Below are 20,540 nucleotides of genomic sequence, written 5' to 3'. Positions count from 1 at the left end.
TCCCTCTACAAACCTGTAAAGGGATTTATGTGTTCAGTTAGAGATTAATTGAGCATGGTCTTTAAGAAGCGTGCTGTATGTGAGCCTTCCACCTCAGCAACTTTTTCAGGCGAGCCTTCTGCGATAATATAACCACCACCGCTACCACCTTCTGGACCTAGATCAATAATCCAATCCGCGGTTTTGATCACATCTAAGTTATGCTCAATAACCACCACCGTATTGCCATGATCTCGTAGGCGATGCAGAACTTTCAGTAATTGTTCAATATCTGAGAAATGCAAACCTGTGGTTGGCTCATCCAAAATGTACAGAGTGCTACCGGTATCGCGTTTCGACAGTTCTTTTGCCAGTTTTACCCTTTGTGCTTCACCGCCGGAGAGCGTCGTGGCGGCTTGCCCAAGACGTATATAGCCTAAACCTACATCAATCAATGTTTGCAGCTTACGGGCAATGCTAGGCACGGGATCAAAGAACTCTCGAGCATCTTCGATGGTCATATCCAAACACTCGTGAATATTTTTACCCTTGTATTGTATTTCGAGAGTTTCACGATTGTAGCGTTTGCCTTTACAGACATCACACGGCACATACACATCCGGTAGGAAATGCATTTCTACCTTGATCACACCGTCGCCTTGGCAGGCTTCACAGCGTCCGCCTTTCACGTTAAAACTAAAGCGCCCTGGTTTATAACCACGAGATCTGGCCTCTTGGGTCGCGGAGAACAGTTCACGCATAGGCGTAAAAATACCCGTGTAGGTAGCCGGGTTTGAACGTGGCGTACGACCAATTGGGCTTTGGTCTATGTCTACACACTTATCAAATAAATCTAAGCCCTCGATACGCTCATGAGGCGCTGCTTTTAACGTTGTCGCGCCATTAAGTGCTGTGGCGGCCAACGGATAAAGTGTGCCGTTGATCAAGGTGGATTTACCCGAACCTGATACGCCTGTCACACAGGTCATCACGCCCACGGGGATATTTAAAGTAACATCGTTTAGATTATTACCTTTTGCCCCGATCAAGCTGAGAAACTGTTTGTTCTTAGCCTGATGACGAAGCGCTGGAATATCTATCTTACGTTTACCCGTTAAAAACTGTCCGGTGACTGATTCAGGACAATCCATAATATCTTGAGGCGTACCGCTAGCAATGATTTGTCCGCCATGTACACCTGCTCCTGGGCCGATATCCACAACATGATCGGCAATGCGGATCGCATCTTCATCATGCTCCACCACAATCACCGTATTACCCAAATCTCGTAAACGCGTCAGAGTGGCAATTAAGCGCTCGTTATCTCGTTGGTGTAAGCCAATCGAAGGCTCGTCCAATATGTACATAACCCCCACTAGACCCGCACCAATTTGGCTAGCAAGACGAATACGTTGTGCTTCACCACCAGACAGCGAGTCGGCTTTGCGATCTAGGGTTAAGTAGTCCAGACCAACGTTGACCAAGAACGTTAGGCGATCACGTATTTCTTTTAAAATTTTCGATGCGATTTCGCCTCGCGACCCAGCCAGCTCTAACGTTTCAAAATACTTCAAACACTCAGCAATAGGGTAGGTCACAATTTCAGGTAAGGTTTGCTCAGCAATAAAGACATTTCGCGCCGAACGATTCAAGCGGGAGCCATGACAATCCGGACAAGCACGAGTGCTAATATACTGAGACAAGTCATCTCGCACCGAGTCCGATTCGGTTTCATGGTAGCGACGCTGTAAATTCGGAATGACCCCTTCAAACACATGGGAGCGGGTCATCTTATCGCCCCGCTCATTGATGTACATGAACTCTATTTTGTCTTTACCAGAGCCATGCAAAATGCTTTTTTGAAACTCTGCCGGAATGTCTTTGAAAGGCGCTTCAATATCGAAACCATAATGCTGGGCAAGCGCGCTCAACTGTTGGTAATAATAAATACTACGACGTCCCCAACCACGAATGGCGCCTTCAGCGAGCGTCAGCGTGTCGTCTTGGATGATGCGTTCTTGGTCAAACATCTGGTGTGTACCAAGGCCATCACAGGTCTGGCAAGCACCATTAGGGTTATTGAAAGAGAAAAGTCTAGGTTCCAACTCGGTTAGGCTGTAACCACAAACAGGACAGGCAAACTTGCTGGAAAAAATATGCACATCGTCTTCGTCGTCCATATTGATGACTTTTGCGATACCGTCGGACAAACCTAAACAAGTCTCGAAAGATTCCGCCAAGCGTAGCTGTAAATCTGAGCGTACTTTAAAGCGGTCGACAACCACCTCAATAGTGTGCTTTTTGTTTTTTTCCAATGCCGGAGCATCGTCCAAGTCAACCACTATGCCGTCGATACGAGCACGGATAAAACCTTTAGATAACAAATCATTAAGAGTATGTAAGTGCTCACCTTTTCGATCTTTAACAATCGGAGCCAAAAGCATCATTTTGCTTTCTTCTGGCAAGGAGATTATCTTATCGACCATTTGTGATATGGTCTGCGCTTCAAGTGGTTCGCCGTGGTCAGGACATCTTGGCTGACCTGCACGAGCAAATAACAAACGCAAATAATCGTAGATCTCGGTGATGGTACCGACCGTAGAACGAGGGTTGTGTGACGTTGACTTCTGCTCAATAGAGATAGCAGGCGATAACCCCTCGATATGATCAATATCGGGTTTTTCCATCATGGATAAAAACTGGCGAGCGTAGGTTGATAAAGATTCAACATAACGACGTTGGCCTTCGGCGTATAACGTGTCAAAGGCGAGGGAAGACTTGCCCGATCCTGACAAGCCAGTAATCACGACTAACTTATCGCGAGGGATGTCTAGGTCCACATTTTTTAGGTTGTGGGTGCGGGCCCCGCGTATAGTAATGGTATCCATGTGTCTCCAATGTGAAGTTAGCTAACAGTAAATGTTTTGTTAGTTAATGAAATTACTGTCTATTTTTACAGTAGTTGAAATGGAGCTTCAACGGTATTTTTTGTAAAATTGACATATTTCTGTCTTAACCCTTTAGCTGGTTGGTTATTTTTCCTTATGGATGCTCTCGAACGTCGCTCTGTACTTGCATTAGCGCTGATCTACCTATTCAGAATGTTAGGTTTATTCCTTATCATGCCAGTGATAAGTGTGGCCGCCGATGGCATAAACGGCGCCGACGCTGCGATGATAGGCATGGCCATCGGTATCTATGGTTTCACCCAAGCTTTCTTACAAATTCCCATGGGCATGTGGTCCGATAAAATTGGCCGTAAACGCGTCATCATCATCGGCTTATTATTGTTCGCCCTAGGTAGCCTCATTTGTGCCAACGCTAACGATATCATGGTATTAATTATCGGTCGCGCTGTGCAAGGGGCAGGCGCCATTGCTAGCACTCTAATGGCTCTATTAAGTGATGTGACCCGCGAGCAAAACCGTACCAAAGCTATGGCGACCGTCGGCATAAGTATTGGTGCCTCGTTTATGTTGTCCTTAGTGCTAGGGCCATGGTTATTCGACCTAGTCGGACTATCAGGACTGTTTTATCTATCCTTCTTCTTCTCGTTATTGGGCATAGCCTTAATTGTCTTTGCTGTGCCTAACATAGTGCAACATACCTTTCGCCGTGACACCACACCAAGCCTAGTCGCCCTAGGTCGTGTGCTTAAAGACGGCCAACTGCGCTTTTTGAACATCAGCGTATTATTACTACACGGCAGCCTAACCGCCTTGTTTTTAACCATTCCAAACCTATTAATTAATCAGTTTGATTTACCCTTGGCACAACATAGCTGGTTATATCTGGCAGTCATGGGTTTTGCCTTTGTGGGTATGGTACCATTGGTCATTATTGCCGAGACAAAAGGCAAAATGAAAGGCGTGCTTATTTTTGTAGTGGCCATGCTAGGTTTTAGCGCCTTGCTGCTACAGTGGGCACCACAGATTTGGATATTTGGGCTATTATTGTGGCTATACTTTATTGGCTTTAATACTCTCGAAGCGACCTTACCATCACTCATCAGTAAACTCGCACCAGTCGGCTACCGAGGTACCGCCATGGGCGTGTTTTCCACACACCAATTTATGGGCTCCTTTATTGGTGGTTTATGTGGGGGTTGGCTATTACAGTATTATTCATCGAGTGCCGTTTTTTGGGCAGTAGGTGGCGTGTTACTGATTTGGACACTCGCTTGTTACTGGCAGACACCGCCAAAACAACTGAGCAGCTTAGCGTTTAGCCTAACAGAGACAAACGACCAAGCAGTCAGCGAACTCAGCGCAAAACTTGCTCAAGTCCAAGGAGTGGAAGATATGCAGATTTTTTCAGATGAGCAAACCGCCTATTTGAAAGTAGACAAGAAATTATTAGACAAAGACGCTTTGCGACAGATTGCTCCGCAAATAAATCTTTAACAGACAATATCTATTTATAGTTGGAGAACAACGTCATGGCACGTGGAATAAATAAAGTCATCTTAATTGGTAACGCAGGCAACGATGCAGAAGTACGCTTCATGCCATCAGGTGCAGCCGTTGCTAACGTTAACTTGGCGACAACAGAAAGCTGGCGCGACAAGCAAACCGGCCAAATGCAAGAACGTACAGAATGGCACCGAGTGGCCTTCATGGACCGTGGTAACTTCCGCCTAGGTCAGATCGCTGGCGACTACATCAAAAAAGGCTCTAAAGTCTACGTAGAAGGCTCTTTACGTACTCGTGAGTGGGAAAAAGACGGCATCAAACGTTACACCACAGAGATCGTTGCCAACGAAATGCAACTGCTAGACGGACGTGGCGATAACAACGGCGGCCAACAAGGCGTTTACGGTGGCGAACAGGGCGGCTACGGCAACAATGCTCCAGCTCAGCAACCTGCACAAGGCGGCTACAACCAAGCACCACAGCAGGCAGCGCCACAACAACACGCACCGCAAGGAGGCTTTAACCAGCAACCTGCGCAAGGTGGTTACGGACAGCCTCAGCAAGCACCACAACAGGCTCCGCAACAAGCTGCACCACAATCTTTCGGTAGCTGGGGCAACGCGCCACAGCAGCCTGCTCAATCCGCTCCGCAGCAACGTGCGCCACAACCAGCACCTAAAGCACCAGAGCCAAAACCACAACAAGCACCGAACTTCGACGACTTCGACGACGATATTCCGTTCTAAGACTTGTTGTTTAAGCACCGAAATAGAAAGCCTCGCAAAATTGCGGGGCTTTTTTTGATTGGGAGATTGAATGTCTGGTCGTGATGGGAGTAAATTGGAGTAGAGGAAATTGATGATTTGACTTTGCCCCATTTTATTACGTTTTATTGATAATACCCGCGATTTAAAGAATGGATGTTATGAGCAGTGTTGATGATAAAAAGATAATTAGTTGGATTAAAGAGCAAGAATTTTCGAAGCTAACTTTTCTAGATAGCTGTTGGCGGTCCGATGGTAATGAATGGTATCTAGGTTTTTATTACTTTATCCAATATCTAAAGCAAGAATGTTTGGATGATGTTATTGCCGAGGTAACTTTACGACACAGTGATGAATCATCCGCCTACTGCTACCTTGGGGATACCGCAAATAAAATTTACGACTCATTTAATGAACAGCACATTCCAGCATGCTTCTATCGGTATGCTATAAAACTAAACCCAAACAACTCTTACGCTCATTGGGGACTTTTTATAACGGATCATAATACGAACTCATGCATAACATCATTAAAAATCGATTATGAAAAAAATGAATTTGAGAAGCTAGGTCGAACAATCGATAACCTGCTCTACTGCGGAAATAACTTCTCTAACTTTACTCTTCAAGACTGGCAGTTTATCAAATCTTTAGTTCAAGACAGTAAAGTTACTTGCGGGAATGGCATGCTTGTTTTTGCGCTTTTCTATCTTGATGAAGTTGAGAATTGCTTAGCCCTAATAGAATCAATGGAGACAGTAAATGTTGAAATCATTGAAGCGTATTTCAATCGCAACTTAATCAGTAAAGAGTTTGCGTTAAGCAAGCTTCGTTACTGGCAGGTCGATAAGTTATTGGGGAATGACAACAAAGAAATTTATCAAGTTTATGTTAAGGAATCAGAGAAAGGCGAAGCTAATCCTCTGAAGCAGGTACTAATACAAAAAGCTTTTCAGGCTGGGGAATATAAAGACGTCGTTACTTACCATGAAGATGTTTCAACAGACGATTTGCATTACCGACATGATATAAACGGACGTCTGTATTACTTGCTAGCGTTGTCACACCTAAAGCAGCCAGCGAACAAGAAAATTTTGGAGTTTATTAATGATAAGGCAGAGACCTTGCGCGATGAATCTAAAATTCTATATCAAGCAGTTAGATGCAAACATAAAATCGATGAGCTAGAGCAATTATTTATAGAAAAAAAACACTTTAACAATATGATTGATATATTGGGAATATATCAAGAAGTGATGAAGGCACTTGACTCTCCCGACCTAATTAGACACCAAATATATGAGCATTTGAGTGGTGAGTTAAAATCATTAAAAACTAAGTGGAACAGCACATACTACGATACACAGCTCGCAGAGATGAAAGTCAAATTATCTAACGGAGATATGAGTAGCGACGATTTCTTACGTTTATACGACTTAGGCATCGAGTGCAATGAATTTGATTTCGTCATAGAGAATGTCACCAAGTTTCACGCTGGTAATCAACCAACTATGTCATCGTACAATTGTATCGGCGTCTGTTATGAGCGTAAAAACGAACTTAGCCTTGCATTTCAATACTACAAGCTTGCGATAGAGTTGATGCGCTCATCAAAAGAGCACAATCACATTCTCATAGGTAATTATATTAGCTGCGCAGAAAGATTGTCCGATGTAGAAATAGCAGAAGAAGAATATAAATATTTGCAATACTGGTACAATGTAGATCTGATTAACCAGTTCAAATGGCACACCTTTACAGCAAAATCAGGCCGGCTTTTCAAGTACTCCCCTTTTAATGTCAATAGTATTGATGCACTTACCAGCCAGTACTTTTATTTGGCGTCGAAAAAACAATTAAATGACCCGATTGAACTACCAACATTAAGTAAGCTCGATTCGAATAGCCTCATAGATACCAACTATCGTATCTGCTCGCTATCGAACAATAACAATTCAATGTTGATGTGGTCTCACTATGCCCAAGAGCACCAAGGTATAATGGTTGAGTATTGGTTTGGTGGGGAGCTCCCTTACGGGGTTGGTATAGAAAAAGTGAGTTATATAGATGAATCTAAAAGAAACTTAGAAAAAGATTTATATGTTTTTAATCAGTACCTTCTAACTAAAAATAACGACTGGTCTTACGAAGATGAAGTAAGAATATTCACCAATGCTAAAGAAAAATTATTTTTTGACAGCTTTGAGTACCCAAATACCGATCGAACTCAAATTAATGCTCGGATTTGTAGTATTACGCTAGGGTGCGATTTCCCTGACGATAAGAGAAAACTTATAGTAAATATAATTAATGCTATAAACTTCAATAGAGAAAGCCATATACCAAAAGTAACTTTACGAGAAGCGTTTATATCAAAAGACAATTGTTTCGCATTAGAGTATAGAGATATCGAAACTTCAAAAATTTAATGGCTATCAGCGATAAATTGCGGTCAGAGCAAAACTAAATCACTCATCATCTTTATATGAGATATATGACAGAGAGTAAAGATCACATTCTGGTCTGTTTAATTTTTCTATTAGATAGACTGTAGAATCCTAGAACCCTTACTATATTTGAAAGCCGCTACCCAGCTGGCGGTATCGGACTGTTGGCTTTGGCGTGTTTGAGTACCACTAGGGTGCGGAAGTATTTCACGCTGTCGTCTTTGTGCAGCACTCGGTTGGTGAAGTCGTCGAAGGCTTCCATGTCGGTAGACAATACTTGTAGTACCACATCATGATCTCCTGTTACACACCATGAATCGAGCACTTCTGGCTCCTTGTTAACCCGAGTAAGGAAGCTGTTTATGATGGTGTTATGGTCTCTTTCGAAGGTGACCATGACGAGCATGCTTAGAGGCCAACCCATGGTTTTGGGTTTAACGATGGCCATTTCCTTTTCAATAACACCACTAGCACGCAGTTGTCTCACTCGGCGATAGCAGGCGGGTTCAGACAGACCGACTTTTTCGGCAATCGAACCCATGGAAGCTTTGGCATCTATTTGCAGCTGTTCGAGGATCTTCTTATCTAATGCGTCCATCAGGTTTTGGCCTTTCTTAGGGATATTTTGATAAAAATTATCAAATCCAAGTGAATTATGACTTAGAAATATACGCCAAGCTGATAAATTTTATCTCATATTTTTCGACTTATTAGAGATTAACTTATGCTGATGGCATCTCCTTCATTCAAGCTCATGACGTCTGTGGCAGCACTGCTGCTGGCCATAGTGTCGATTACCGCTGGGGCGGCGTTGGCGAAATCCATGTTTTCGGTGTTCACGCCAGAAGATGTCACTGTGCTGCGTTTGTCGGTGTCGGCGGTGATCTTATTCTTCTTGTTAAAAGCTTGGCAGGTGCGCTTTAACCGCAACAGCCTAGGAACGGTCTTGGCTTACGGCATAACCGTTGCCGGTATGAATCTGTTCTTTTATATGTCCATCAAGACAGTGCCGGTCGGTGTGGCATTAGCGGTGGAGCTGATTGGCCCTTTGTGTGTGGCGGCGTTTTATTCGAAAAACCGTTCCGATTATCTGTGGGTATTATTGGCGGCAACGGGGATTTTCTTGCTGCTGCCAAAGTCCGCGCAAGTGGAAAACCTTGATGTGCTAGGGCTGTTCTACGCGCTGGTGGCGGCGTTCTTCTGGGGTGCTTATATCCTCATGGGCAAGAAGGCGGGTAAGCGCTTTGGTAGCAAAGCACCATCACTCGGTTTGGTGGTCGCTTCCTTGATCGTGATGCCCGCTGGCGACACGGATTCACTTTCCCAAATATTAGAGCCGAATGTGTTTTTGATAGTAGTGGTGATCGCTCTGTTATCCAGCGCCATACCCCTGATGCTTGAGATGTTTGCTTTGCGCAACTTGCCCACCCATATATACGGTGTCATGGCCAGTGGCGAGCCGGTGATGGGGGTGATCGTCAGCTTTTTGATACTAGGAGAGCAGCTATCGTTACTGCAATGCTTGGGCATTGGCGCAATCGTGGTGGCTTCTATAGGTATTGTGTTGTCGCCTTTCACCCCTAAACCCGCAGTGAAGCAGGCTTTGGAGGGTGAGCAATCGTTAAGCGAATGAGAGCTATGCTCATTTGTATGACAATTAAAGAAAACAACGTTAAAATAGCGGCCAGTGCAGGGTGTGATACCCATTTTAATAACAAGATTACACAAGCCTGAATGAGCATCGCAGTGAATTTGCAGTGCTTAATTGTCATCGAAAAATGACGAGGCTAGTGATGGCTCCCTTTTTAGAACGAGGTTTTTGAATGTCTGATAAGAAATCTTTTGACGCCATTAAAGCGATCAAATTAGAAAACGATAAGTCCGCGGGCAACCTAGTGGATGTGATGCCGATCAAGGTACAAGAAGCCGATATCGACCTTTCTTTTTTGGATAACTTGAGTGTCGAGCACCCACGTTTATTAGTACAAAGCAAAGACCTAGCGGCCTTTCGTGAACATCTAAAAAAGGATGCCAGCTACTGCAAGTTCGACGCCTTTATGAGTAACTCCACACTCAAATTTATCGATGTGGAGCCTTATGCTGAGCCGCAACCTTACCCTGAAGAAACTGTTGGCAAGGCCTCTTTATGGCGCCCTTACTGGCGTCAAATGTACGTTAGCTGCCAAGAAGCCTTTAACGCCACCCGTAACTTATCCATTGCTGGTATCGTGTTAGAAGACCAAGCCATGATCGCGAAAGCCAAAGCTTGGACATTACAACTAGCCTCTTATGACCCAGAAGGCGTGACCTCTCGCGGTTATAACGATGAAGCGGCCTTCCGTGTGATTGCGGCGATGGCTTGGGGTTACGACTGGTTGCACGCTTACTTCACAGAGGCGGAACGCGACACTATTAAACAGGCGCTTATTGCTCGTTTAGAAGAGATAATGCATCACCTGCAAGTGACGGTGGATCTATTGGCGAACCCATTAAACAGCCATGGGGTGCGCAGTATCAGTTCCGCAGTGATCCCCACCTGTATCGCCCTTTACAGTGAATACCCGAAAGCACGCGAATATATCGAGTACGGTATCGAGTATTATGCGAAACATTATCCGCCATGGGGTGGACAAGATGGCGCATGGGCAGAAGGCCCGGACTACTGGAATACTCAGATGGCATTCCTTGGTGAGTCGTTCGACCTGCTGAAAAGCTACACGTCCATCAATATGTTCAATAAAGAGTTCTACAAAAACACGGGCGATTTCCCATTGTACTGTATGCCGGTACATTCTAAGCGTGCCAGCTTCTGTGACCAATCCAGTATTGGTGATTTCCCCGGTTTGAAACTGGCCTACAACATCAAACATTTTGCGGGTGTGAATAACAAGCCTGAGTACATCTGGTATTACAACCAATTGAAAGCTCGTGACACGGAAGCACACACCAAGTTCTATAACTTTGGCTGGTGGGATTTCGGTTACGATGATTTGCGCTTTGATTACCTGTGGAACGATATGCCAGAGGTTGCGCCGTCTAACGAGCCGTTATTAAAAGTCTTCCCGATTACTGGCTGGGCCGCTTTCCATAGCAACATGACGAAGCGTGATGAGCATATCCACATGGTGTACAAATGTAGCCCATTTGGTTCGATCAGCCACTCACACGGTGACCAAAATGCGTATACCTTGCATGCCTTTGGCGATACATTGGCGGCCATTACTGGCTACTACGGTGGCTTTGGTGTCGACATGCACATTAAGTGGCGTCGTCGCACCTTCTCTAAAAACTTGCCATTGTTCGATGGCAAAGGCCAATATGCCGAGAACACCACGTCGAATTTCGAAGGCGAGCACCAAGACCGCTACTGTATTGAAGCGGGCGGTAAGATCAGTGATTACGACACTGAGTCAGAGGTTTTGTTTGTGGAAGGGGATGCTTCAACGTCTTACCAATTCCACAACCCAGAGCTAGAAAGCTACAAGCGTAAGATCTGGTTTGCCAAGGGCAAGGTGTTCGTCATGCGGGATACCGCGACGCTAAAAGCGGAACAAGATTTAACGTGGTTGTTGCACACGACGTTCCAAACACAAACCAGCGATGCGTCTTTCCAAATCATTGGTGACAATGCGCTATTGGATGTGACTTTCATCAATGACTGCACGGACGATCTATTGTCCATCGACAATGTGGAAGGCTTTGGTGAAGTAGACTCAGCGGAATTCCAAGACTTAGAAGTTCATCGTCACATTGAGGCTAAGTTTAAAGCGAAGAAATCCCATAATATTTTGACTCTGCTGGTGCCAAGCAAAGCCGATGGGGCGAAAACGCAAGTGTCTCATAAGCTGGTGGGTAATACCCTTGAGCTGATCATTGATGGTGAACAGGTCGTGATCGAGCTATAACGTAAGCGGATCAAGATAAGCGAAATAGAAAGGCTGCCAAGCAATCGTTTGGCAGTCTTTTTTATACCCTCGCGACAGGGAATTGCGGGCTGGTTTTGCATACTGGCGTTAAGGCAGGTAGCTTTAACTTCTGGCGAACGTTTATTTATATGGGGTGCAAAACAAAGGTGATGATGTCTCTATCTCTTGAGCAGGCGCAGAAAATTGTTCTCTTATCCCAAGGCTTGCTGACTAAAGCCGCTGCAGGCTCTGCTTATCAGCAGACGTTGGCGGCGCTAGAACGTTTGGGTTATGTGCAAATCGACACCATATCTGTGGTGCAAAGGGCGCATCATCATGTGCTTTGGAGCCGTAACCCTAGGTATCAGCCTGAACATTTGGACCGCTTAATTAAAGAGCGTAAAGCATTTGAATATTGGTCCCATGCGGCGGCGTATCTGCCGATGCAGGACTATCGCTATTCGCTACCTCGCAAACAGGCACTCAAGTCGGGAGTGCAAAGCCATTGGTATAAAAGAGACGCCAAATTGATGGACTATGTGCTCGACCGCATTCGTGCAGAAGGGCCGCTGATGGCCAAAGACTTTGAATCCAGTGTAGCAAAACGTACAGGCTGGGAAAGCAAACCGACCAAGCAAGCGCTCGAAACCTTGTTTATGCAGGGGGACTTAATGATCAGTGAACGGCAAAGTTTTCATAAGGTTTATGATCTCACTGAGCGGGTATTGCCAGCAGGCATTGATACTAGCTTGCCAAGCCCAGAAGACCATGCGGAACACTTGGTGCTTAGCTACCTTAGCGCCCAAGGCTTGGGGCAGTTGCAAGAGATGGCCTACTTGTTAAAAGGAGTGAAGCCACAGGTGGAGGCCGCATTGAATCGTCTAATGGAGAAAGGCGTGATACAGCAAGTGAGCGTTCAAGGTAATGTGTTTTATACTACTCAAAAATCCTTGGACTTACTTGACCAGAGGATGAAGCGTAACAAGGTTTGTATATTGTCACCCTTTGATAATCTCGTGATTCAAAGGTCACGCTTAAAAACCCTATTCCAATACGACTACACTATTGAATGCTATGTGCCTGCCATCAAAAGACAATTTGGCTATTTCTGTTTACCTATCTTGTGGCAAGGTCAGCTGGTGGGGCGCTTGGATTGCAAGGCCCATCGCAAAAACAACACTCTGGAAATTAACCAGTTGTTTATTGAGAAAAAACTTAGCAAAGAAGACGCTTTTAGAGCGGAATTTGCCGAACAATTACAGGCTTTTGCTGATTTTAACCAAGTACCGCCTCCTGAGCATTTTTCCATTCAGTATGTGCAGGTATAGCGCTAGTTATCTAACTGTTTGTTATAGGGGCTCTGGGCTAGACTTACAGCATCATGAGCTGTAAGCCTGTAAACTTTAGCTCATTAAACTAACCCAACATAGGATGATTTTATGCTGTTAGGCGTCACTCTTGGCTCTCATGATTTAGAAAAGGCTGGGGCGTTTTACGACACTCTGCTGGCCACTCTCAATATGGTTCGAACTATGACGGTAGAAGGCGAAATCGGTTATGGCCCTGTGGGTGGCCCGAGTTGTTTTTGGGTGCTTACGCCCTTTAATCAGCAGCCAGCAAGCGTGGGGAATGGTGTGCAAATAAGTTTTCAGGCGCAGAGCAACGAAGCCGTAGAGCGCTTTTGTCAAGCCGCCTTAGCCGCGGGAGGAACAGACGAAGGTGCTCCCGGTTTCCGTTATCGCCCCCATTATTATGGCGCGTACTGCCGTGATTTGGATGGTAATAAGCTCCATGTGATGCACGAAGCTAAGCCGATTAACTAGTTAAAAGCGAGTGTATTAAGAATGATGTTTACGACACAAAGGTTGCGGGTCATGGAAGCACAAGGGTCTAGCGCTCAGTGGCGATACCATGAGTTACTGTCTCGTATCCCTGAGATACTCACCCTGCAGTTGTAGGCAAACTCCCAGATTACTTTCAGCATGTAACCAACCCACAAGAGGCGGCTATTTGGTTGCAACGTATGCTGGCAGACAGTCGATTGTTTATGGTCGAAGTGTCAAAAGGCAAAGTGATTGGCTTTTTGTTTGTATTTGAAAGCTCGGACGATGTGCAAATAGGGTATTTATTAGCGGAAGATTATTGGGGGCAGGGTTTAGCATCGGAACTAGTGCGGGGGTTCATACTATACGCGCAAGAGAATGAAGCATGGTCCATGTTGGTGGGCGGTGTCGATAAGTCAAACACTGCTTCTGCTAAGCTGCTAGAAAAACTGGGTTTTACTCCCCGCAATGGGGAGGACCAACAGACCATATATTACCAATATCCCCTGAAACCTAGGTAATGATTACGAGGAGATATCCAATCAATCACTAGTGCGTGTCTGTTTGCGATAGGCGCTTGGCGTCATGCCTGTAATGCGTGAAAACTCGCGGTGAAAATTAGATTTGGTTTGGAATCCAGAATTCATTAGAACCTGAGTGATGGGATCGTCTGTATGAGTCAAAGCTTGCTGAGCATGCTCTATACGATAAGCATTAATGAAAGAAGAGATATTCTTTTGGTGTATTAAATTGACCGCACTGGATATTTGTTTTGCTGGAATAGTCAGCTTGCGAGACACTCTAGAGAGCGTCAGCTCGGGGTCTAAGAAAAGGCTATCTTGACGTATTCTTAAGTCTAATAATTGGCAAATTTCTAACGCTCGAGTATGGTTCATCATCGGCGTGTTAGTGTCTGCTTTAGTCGGTTCAGGTGAGAGTGGTTGATCATCGTCAAGGGGGGTATGGATGCCCGCGATAATAACTGCGATAGACAGCACGGGTAATAAGATAAGATGGGCTGTTGTTAGAATATAGAGTGATAACCTGCCATCATTAAGAGCGAAGTCTAGTGACATAGAGGCATCGATCATAGCCGAGAAAATCAACATCCAACCCGCGACACTTTTTGCCTTCTTCACTTCTTCCCAACGGTTTAAAGAAACACGTGTTAATGCTGTTTCTTGATTCGCCATGCGTATAAGTGCTATGCCATAACACACGTAACTGAGTGTTAGTACCTCATCTAAGGGAAGCGCTAGCCAAGGTTGGCTGGTGGCACTAAGGATAATAAATAAAGGTGCTATAAAATGTTTGAGTGGTATTAGGCGGATATTCGTTTCCTGTGCCGCGAAAACATACCAAGCGGCGAAGGGAATAATGGCGGCAAAGATAGGTTGAATGATTCGTAATCCCGCCAGATCAAATGTCCATCGAAGGCCAACAAGTGCTGTAGTGAGGGCGCATAGAAACAGAAATAGACAAGCGAGTTTAGCCTGCTTGGCAAATTGCATATAAAGCGTTGTCGCCAATAACCCCAACAACATGGAGACAACAAATGGAACAGGGATGGCGAGCATAGTCATTCCTTAATGAGCTTAAGTTGAGCATTCGGCAGGCATTCACAGACCTCTCTCTCACGCTATTTTCACACCAAATATACCCTAATACAGGTTTCAGGACGTCCTAAAACCCATATTAGGACGTTTTTTAGATGCCATTGACCAAAAATAGGACCTTCATTCATCGAAGAGGTTTGGTTATGAATTTTTATATTGAGGCATGGAGACGAGGGTTTGATTTTTCAGGGCGCTCAAGGAGAGAGGCGTTTTGGATGTTTATGCTAATACATAGCGTTATCTCTATTGGCTGTATCGCCTGGGATATCAAGAGTGATCAACTGTCATGGCTGGATGCGCTTTACAGTGTCGTCAGTTTTATCCCTATGCTGGCGGCTATGATTCGTCGTTTGCAAGATGCAGGCAAAAGCACGGTTTGGCTATTCATTTTTTTAGTTCCTGCAATCGGGCCATTTTGGCTGGCGTATCAACTGGCTCAGCCAAGTGAGCTTGTCTCGGCTAAAGGAGTGGCTTTATGAAGCATATGATATTTGTTTTGTGTTTAACCTTCGCGAGTGCCTTTTTTCCTTTGCATGCAGAGCAATGGCCCTCTAAGAAGGTGCTTGGCATACTTACTGTCTCTAACATGACACAGGGGGCGCTATTCTTTATGGCAGGACGAGTAGGTGAAGCCACTTATCAGTTTCAGTCACCGCAACAGCAACTCTGTAAATTACTTGTGCCTGTCGTCGTGGGAAGCAAAGCTCAAACTTATATTGGGGTTTCTGAAGTGGCGGGTTTTTCTCTTCAAGTGTACTCAGAGAAACTTCATGACGCTCTGATTGCTGGTCAACGCATACTATCCCGAGAATGGTTGTTTAGTGATGATCTCATGGCAGTAAACATGGATGGTGTTGTGACACAGGGTATCGAGCAAAATGAAGCCTTTGTTTTGAATTCAAAAAGGCGATGGTTGTCATGGATAACCGGTAATCACGAAAGATTGATCTGTGAAAAGGACCGTTAGTACCCCTACAGAGAATTGAGCGTGAATATTTACCAAGCTTTACCGTAAAAGGTCATGACAGTGTTTTTTAATTATGTTTGCATAACGCTTGTAGTAGACAGTTAAGAGTATATTTATGCAAAAGCGTGCTTGGTCTTTGATGATCATAATGACAGGGTTGTTAGTGGGGTGTACGGAGCCGCTTATTCAGCAAGATAAACCGCCGCAAGCAGAGGCTGTGTCCTTACCAAAGGGGAGTTGGCAAGTTGAGAGCCTAGATCAAAGCGGCGTAAGTGGTCCTCAACCGTTGACGTTGACGTTTTCAGAGCAAGATCGAATATCTGGTTTTACAGGTTGTAATCGCTTCAGTGGTAAAGCTTCTGTGAGTACGGACAGACTGGTGTTTACCAACATTGTGTCGACGAGGAGAGGCTGTCCTGTCGCGCTAGGTTCACAAGAGCGACGTCTTTTTTCTGCGCTCAACGAAACCGTAAGTTTTAAAGTTGAAGCACAGAGAAAACTCACGTTGTACGATAATGCAGGCTTACTAAGAATGGAATTTAGCAAAGTCGTTGATGAGACCTCGATAGATGGCGAAAATGGCGCCGCCATTGATCAATACCAATGCGACAGTTTGGGCGCGGTTACTCTCGCAGAACACACTGCAGAAACGGTTAAATTGATGGTCGGTCACAGTAGTGATGTTTTGCAACGCTCACCAACGGCTTCGGGTGTACAGTATGCCAATGCTGAAATGAGCTTTTGGCAAAAAGGCCAGCAAGCGATGTTTACACACTATGGACAGCAACACAGCTGTACAAGAATTAACGCTTAGTATAAAAACAACAGAGAAACTTTCTTGCAAGCTTGCTACTGGTGCCTTTGATAATTGCTATAATGGCACCATTTTAAGATTAAGTCGCTACTGTTCGTGTAGCGCTATGATGTGTAGAGGTGGCATTGTGCACGAGGATGATGAAGCTTCCTTGTTTGCTCAAGAAGTAGCGGGCATTCAGCAATTACAAACCCAAGAGGTATATCTGGGTAAAAAAGGTCCTCAGGTAGATTTCGATGCTCGAAAGCAGGCCGCATCGATTGCTCAAGAGGCGGATCGAAATCACCTGTCTCAAGATTACGTAGAAAAAGTAGAACCTAATGATGTGCTGGAGTTTAAACGCTCTGGTATGCAAGATGGTGTGTTCAAACGTTTGCGCCAAAGTAAATATGGCATTGAGGCGCGTTTAGATCTTCACCGTCATACGGTTGCACAAGCGCGAGAGCAGGTCTATCAGTTTGCCGAAGACTGTGTTCGTCATGATATTCGTGTGGCGATTATTGTGCATGGCAAAGGAGATAGAACCCCAGATCCGAATGATCAAGCCATGATCAAGAGTTACATCAATAAATGGCTACGAGACCTAGACAGTGTGATGGCATTTCACAGCGCTCAGCGCCATCATGGCGGTTTAGGGGCGGTTTACGTGTTATTCAAGAAAAGTGACAAAGCCCGTCTGGAAAACTGGGAAAAGCAGCAAAAACGTTAGTAAATCGGCTGTTTTCTTACGAAACCTTTCACGTTTATTCGTGCAGTAAAAGCGACAAATTTGCTATAATCCCACCACTTTTGCGGCCAGTTATTGTTTCTGGCTGCGATTACCCAATTTTGACATCGTATCCGAATTCCAAGAGGTAAATAATGGTCGACCACAATGGGCATCACCCGGCGTTCACATTTATTCGTAGTGAGTTTATTGACGCACTTAATGTGACGGTTCAAGAGTTTGAACACACTGTTACGGGTGCGAAACATTTTCACATGGCATCAGACAATGACGAAAATGTTTTCTTGGTTGGCTTAAAAACCGTACCGACGGATTCTTGTGGTGTGGCCCACATATTGGAACACACAGTATTGTGTGGTTCGGAGCGATTTCCGGTACGTGACCCTTTTTTCATGATGATACGTCGTTCCCTGAACACCTTCATGAATGCTTTTACTTCCTCTGACTGGACGGCTTACCCCTTTGCCAGCAAAAACAAAAAGGATTTCAGTAACCTGTTGGATGTTTATCTAGATGCCGTGTTCTTTTCACGCCTAGATGAATTGGACTTTTCTCAAGAAGGCCATCGCTTAGAATTTGCAGAGCCCACCAATGCGGATTCCGATCTGACTTTTAAAGGCGTGGTGTTCAACGAAATGAAAGGCGCCATGAGCTCAACAACGTCTGTGTTGTGGCAAGCGCTGACCAAATACTTATGCCCGAATAACACTTACCACTTTAACTCTGGTGGCGAGCCAAGTGATATTCCAGATTTGTCTTATCAAGATTTGTTGGCTTTCTATCGTACCCATTACCACCCTTCCAATGCTGTCTTTATGACGTTTGGCGATATTCCAGCACAAACGTTACAAGCAGAATTCGAAACTAAGGTGTTGAGCCGTTTTGAGCGTCTAGACACGCAAGTTAGCGTACCGAATGCTAAGCGCTACTTTTCACCTGTACGAGTAGAAGAAGGCTATGCCGCAGACGAAGTAAAAGCGGATGCGAGCCATGTGGTTGTTGCTTGGTTGTTAGGAGAAAGCACAGACTTAAGCAAGCAGTTTGAAGCGCAGTTGTTATCCAGTGTGTTGCTAGACAACAGCGCATCACCTTTGCGTCGCGTGCTGGAAAGCAGCAAGCTTGGCCGTGCCCCATCGCCGTTATGTGGTCTAGAAGACAGCAATAAAGAAATGAGCTTTATGTGTGGCCTGGAAGGCGTGGAACGTGAGCGCAGTGGCGAAGTGGAAGCCCTTATTATTAACACCCTTGAAGACATTGTCGCCAATGGTGTTCCTCAGGATATGGTCGATGCCATGCTGCATCAATTGGAACTAAGCCAGCGTGAAATTGGTGGTGACGGTTATCCTTATGGCTTACAGCTTATCCTAGCGGGCTTGTCTACCGCTGTGCACTCAGGTGATGTGATTGCCCAGTTGGATCTTGATCCAGTGATCGCGCAAATGCGTGAAAAAGTCTTGGATAAAGCCTACATCCCAAGCCTAATTCAAAGCCTGCTACTGGATAACGCCCACCGCGTCACTGTGACATTAAGCCCAGACGACAAGTTGGAAGGTCGCCGTAACGAAGCTGAAGCAGAGCGTTTGAGACAGATCAAAGCGGCTTTATCAGACGTTGAGAAACAACAAATTATTGAACGCAGTGAAGCCCTTAAAGCGCGTCAGGCACAAGTGGATGACATGAGCATCTTGCCAAAAGTTGGCCTTGAAGATGTGCCTGCCAAACTGCCTGAATATGAAAAGCATCAGCAAGCGGGTGATCTGCCCGTTACTTTTTATCCACAAGGTACAAATGGTTTGGTGTATCAGCAATTAGTGATCACCTTGCCCGAGCTAGACGAAGAAGAAATGCGCCATTTGCCGCTGTTCTCATCTTTGCTAACTGAGCTTGGTGTGGGCGAATTGGATTATTTGGCCGTGCAAGAGCGTCAAGCGCAAGTGTGTGGTGGCTTCGGAGCTTCTACCTCTATCCGTGCAACGCTGCAAGATCGTCAAACGGTTAATGGTTACTTCGTGTTGAATTCGAAAGCCTTGGTCTCCAATGTTGTGGCGATGAGCGAACTGCTGAAAGACACCATGCTGAATGTACGCTTCGATGAGATCTCTCGAGTCAAAGAGCTGGTGGCACAACGCCGTGCCCGCCGTGAACAATCCATCACTGGACAAGGCCATTCTTTAGCCATGACCGCCGCAGCGAGTGGTATTTCTGGTTACTCTGCTCAACAAGAAGCTTGGGGTGGGATGACGGGCATACGCGCGGCCATTGCCCTAGATGACGCGATGAAAGCGGATGATGCAGCGGTAAGCCAAGTCTTTGCTGTCTTTACGCGTATTCACGCTAAGCTATTGTCGGCGGATAAGCAGTTGTTAATGGTGGCCGAGCCACAACATGAAGTTCAAATGATGGCGGATGTGACGCCAGTATTTGCTGACTTGCCGAAAGGTCAGGTCGAGCAAACGTTTGCCTTTAGCCCTGTTGAGCGCAATGTGAAAACGGCGTGGTTGACAGCGACGCAAGTGAACTTCTGTAGTAAAGCCTTCCGTACGGTATCGGGCGATCACCCAGATGTGGCGGCTCTTACTGTTCTTGGTGGTTTCTTGCGTAATGGCTTCTTGCATCGTGCAATTCGCGAGCAAGGTGGTGCTTACGGTGGTGGTGCGAGTTTCGATGGTAGCTTGGGTGCTTTCCGTTTTTACTCTTACCGTGACCCTCGTTTAACAGAAACCCTAGCGGATTTTGATGCCTCGATTGAATGGTTGCTTAGTGAATCTCATACCGACGAAGCTCTTGAAGAAGCGGTCTTAGGGGTGATTGGCTCAATGGATAAACCTGGGTCTCCTGCTGGAGAAGCACAAAGTGATTTCTATGTGGCGCTGCATGGACGCTCTTTGGCATATCGAGAAAAATACCGTGCGAACATTTTGGCGGTAACCATTGAACAGTTACAGCATGTGGCACGCACTTACTTAGTAAAAGAAAACGAGAATGTAGCCGTAGTGTCTTCTACGGCTAAGCGTACAGAACTCGAAGCATTAGGCTTTAATATAGAAACACTATAAAAAATTCTAATAACAAATTGCGATTGTAAT

At 45.3% G+C, this 20,540-nt stretch carries 15 protein-coding genes and 1 pseudogene; 13 read left to right on the top strand and 3 right to left on the bottom strand.

Translation table 11 applies throughout. From position 1 onward, the window contains the following. Window positions 1-44 precede the first annotated feature (44 nt). Window positions 45-2,867 carry an excinuclease ABC subunit UvrA gene (gene uvrA, locus ABJF92_RS04900; RefSeq protein WP_446814725.1) on the bottom strand — a complete coding sequence of 941 codons (2,823 nt, stop codon included), beginning with the start codon at window positions 2,865-2,867 and terminating at the stop codon, window positions 45-47. A gap of 156 nt (window positions 2,868-3,023) precedes the next feature. Between uvrA and ABJF92_RS04895 the strand changes: the two genes are divergently transcribed. From ABJF92_RS04895 to ABJF92_RS04885, 3 genes are all read left to right on the top strand, one after another. Next, entirely contained in the window at window positions 3,024-4,382 is a 1,359-nt protein-coding gene (locus ABJF92_RS04895) for an MFS transporter (RefSeq protein WP_446814724.1), read from the top strand. 35 nt (window positions 4,383-4,417) lie between these two features. Beyond that, a complete protein-coding gene (gene ssb, locus ABJF92_RS04890) occupies window positions 4,418-5,137 on the top strand; it encodes a single-stranded DNA-binding protein (RefSeq protein ID WP_446814723.1) in 720 nt (239 codons plus the stop codon). A 179-nt stretch (window positions 5,138-5,316) separates the two neighbouring features. Continuing rightward, window positions 5,317-7,584: a DUF2971 domain-containing protein gene (locus ABJF92_RS04885; protein ID WP_446814722.1), complete on the top strand. Its 2,268-nt coding sequence runs from the start codon at window positions 5,317-5,319 to the stop codon at window positions 7,582-7,584. Window positions 7,585-7,741: 157 nt separating this feature from the next. Here the strand turns inward: ABJF92_RS04885 and ABJF92_RS04880 are convergent, their stop codons facing one another. Continuing rightward, on the bottom strand, window positions 7,742-8,200 hold the full coding sequence (locus ABJF92_RS04880; protein WP_446814721.1) for an Lrp/AsnC family transcriptional regulator: 459 nt from the start codon (window positions 8,198-8,200) through the stop codon (window positions 7,742-7,744). 126 nt (window positions 8,201-8,326) lie between these two features. Between ABJF92_RS04880 and ABJF92_RS04875 the strand changes: the two genes are divergently transcribed. The 5 genes and pseudogenes from ABJF92_RS04875 to ABJF92_RS04855 form a co-directional block, all read left to right on the top strand. Further along, complete coding sequence (locus ABJF92_RS04875; RefSeq protein ID WP_446814720.1) at window positions 8,327-9,235, top strand: EamA family transporter; 909 nt, start codon at window positions 8,327-8,329, stop codon at window positions 9,233-9,235. Window positions 9,236-9,425: 190 nt separating this feature from the next. Next, window positions 9,426-11,507, top strand: a complete 2,082-nt coding sequence (locus tag ABJF92_RS04870; RefSeq protein WP_446814719.1) for a DUF4962 domain-containing protein — start codon at window positions 9,426-9,428, stop codon at window positions 11,505-11,507. A 170-nt stretch (window positions 11,508-11,677) separates the two neighbouring features. Further along, entirely contained in the window at window positions 11,678-12,835 is a 1,158-nt protein-coding gene (locus ABJF92_RS04865) for a winged helix-turn-helix domain-containing protein (RefSeq protein WP_446814718.1), read from the top strand. A gap of 111 nt (window positions 12,836-12,946) precedes the next feature. Next, window positions 12,947-13,330, top strand: a complete 384-nt coding sequence (locus tag ABJF92_RS04860; protein WP_446814717.1) for a VOC family protein — start codon at window positions 12,947-12,949, stop codon at window positions 13,328-13,330. 158 nt (window positions 13,331-13,488) lie between these two features. Then, window positions 13,489-13,851 (top strand): annotated as a pseudogene (locus ABJF92_RS04855) (GNAT family N-acetyltransferase); the annotation flags it as partial. 21 nt (window positions 13,852-13,872) lie between these two features. On the opposite strand, the gene ABJF92_RS04850 reads toward ABJF92_RS04855, so the two are convergent. Beyond that, window positions 13,873-14,907, bottom strand: coding sequence for a helix-turn-helix domain-containing protein (locus ABJF92_RS04850; protein WP_446814716.1), 1,035 nt, complete (start codon window positions 14,905-14,907; stop codon window positions 13,873-13,875). Between the two features lie 134 nt (window positions 14,908-15,041). On the opposite strand from ABJF92_RS04850, the gene ABJF92_RS04845 reads away from it, so the two are divergent. From ABJF92_RS04845 to ABJF92_RS04825, 5 genes are all read left to right on the top strand, one after another. Further along, on the top strand, window positions 15,042-15,425 hold the full coding sequence (locus ABJF92_RS04845) for a DUF805 domain-containing protein (protein ID WP_446814715.1): 384 nt from the start codon (window positions 15,042-15,044) through the stop codon (window positions 15,423-15,425). Next, complete coding sequence (locus ABJF92_RS04840; RefSeq protein ID WP_446814714.1) at window positions 15,422-15,913, top strand: hypothetical protein; 492 nt, start codon at window positions 15,422-15,424, stop codon at window positions 15,911-15,913. Before ABJF92_RS04845 ends, ABJF92_RS04840 begins: the two co-directional genes overlap by 4 nt. A gap of 115 nt (window positions 15,914-16,028) precedes the next feature. Then, complete coding sequence (locus ABJF92_RS04835; protein ID WP_446814713.1) at window positions 16,029-16,727, top strand: META domain-containing protein; 699 nt, start codon at window positions 16,029-16,031, stop codon at window positions 16,725-16,727. A gap of 127 nt (window positions 16,728-16,854) precedes the next feature. After that, window positions 16,855-17,436, top strand: coding sequence for a DNA endonuclease SmrA (smrA, locus tag ABJF92_RS04830; RefSeq protein ID WP_446814712.1), 582 nt, complete (start codon window positions 16,855-16,857; stop codon window positions 17,434-17,436). A 152-nt stretch (window positions 17,437-17,588) separates the two neighbouring features. Further along, entirely contained in the window at window positions 17,589-20,510 is a 2,922-nt protein-coding gene (locus tag ABJF92_RS04825) for an insulinase family protein (protein WP_446814711.1), read from the top strand. Window positions 20,511-20,540 lie beyond the last annotated feature (30 nt).

It is taken from the genome of Marinomonas sp., assembly GCF_039940335.1.
In the GTDB taxonomy this organism is placed as follows: Bacteria; Pseudomonadota; Gammaproteobacteria; order Pseudomonadales; family Marinomonadaceae; genus Marinomonas.
The sequence above is the reverse complement of the archived record's forward strand: the minus strand, read 5'-3'. Positions and strand labels throughout refer to the sequence as shown.

Excerpts from the sequence above, each read along its gene's own strand:
- uvrA (WP_446814725.1), bottom strand. The coding sequence starts at position 2,867 with ATGGATACCATTACTATACGCGGGGCCCGCACCCACAACCTAAAAAAT.
- ABJF92_RS04840 (WP_446814714.1), top strand. The coding sequence starts at position 15,422 with ATGAAGCATATGATATTTGTTTTGTGTTTAACCTTCGCGAGTGCCTTT.
- ABJF92_RS04875 (WP_446814720.1), top strand. The coding sequence starts at position 8,327 with ATGCTGATGGCATCTCCTTCATTCAAGCTCATGACGTCTGTGGCAGCA.
- ABJF92_RS04835 (WP_446814713.1), top strand. The coding sequence starts at position 16,029 with ATGCAAAAGCGTGCTTGGTCTTTGATGATCATAATGACAGGGTTGTTA.
- ABJF92_RS04860 (WP_446814717.1), top strand. The coding sequence starts at position 12,947 with ATGCTGTTAGGCGTCACTCTTGGCTCTCATGATTTAGAAAAGGCTGGG.
- ABJF92_RS04825 (WP_446814711.1), top strand. The coding sequence starts at position 17,589 with ATGGTCGACCACAATGGGCATCACCCGGCGTTCACATTTATTCGTAGT.
- ssb (WP_446814723.1), top strand. The coding sequence starts at position 4,418 with ATGGCACGTGGAATAAATAAAGTCATCTTAATTGGTAACGCAGGCAAC.
- ABJF92_RS04845 (WP_446814715.1), top strand. The coding sequence starts at position 15,042 with ATGCCATTGACCAAAAATAGGACCTTCATTCATCGAAGAGGTTTGGTT.
- ABJF92_RS04895 (WP_446814724.1), top strand. The coding sequence starts at position 3,024 with ATGGATGCTCTCGAACGTCGCTCTGTACTTGCATTAGCGCTGATCTAC.
- ABJF92_RS04850 (WP_446814716.1), bottom strand. The coding sequence starts at position 14,907 with ATGCTCGCCATCCCTGTTCCATTTGTTGTCTCCATGTTGTTGGGGTTA.
- ABJF92_RS04885 (WP_446814722.1), top strand. The coding sequence starts at position 5,317 with ATGAGCAGTGTTGATGATAAAAAGATAATTAGTTGGATTAAAGAGCAA.
- ABJF92_RS04870 (WP_446814719.1), top strand. The coding sequence starts at position 9,426 with ATGTCTGATAAGAAATCTTTTGACGCCATTAAAGCGATCAAATTAGAA.
- ABJF92_RS04880 (WP_446814721.1), bottom strand. The coding sequence starts at position 8,200 with ATGGACGCATTAGATAAGAAGATCCTCGAACAGCTGCAAATAGATGCC.
- ABJF92_RS04865 (WP_446814718.1), top strand. The coding sequence starts at position 11,678 with ATGATGTCTCTATCTCTTGAGCAGGCGCAGAAAATTGTTCTCTTATCC.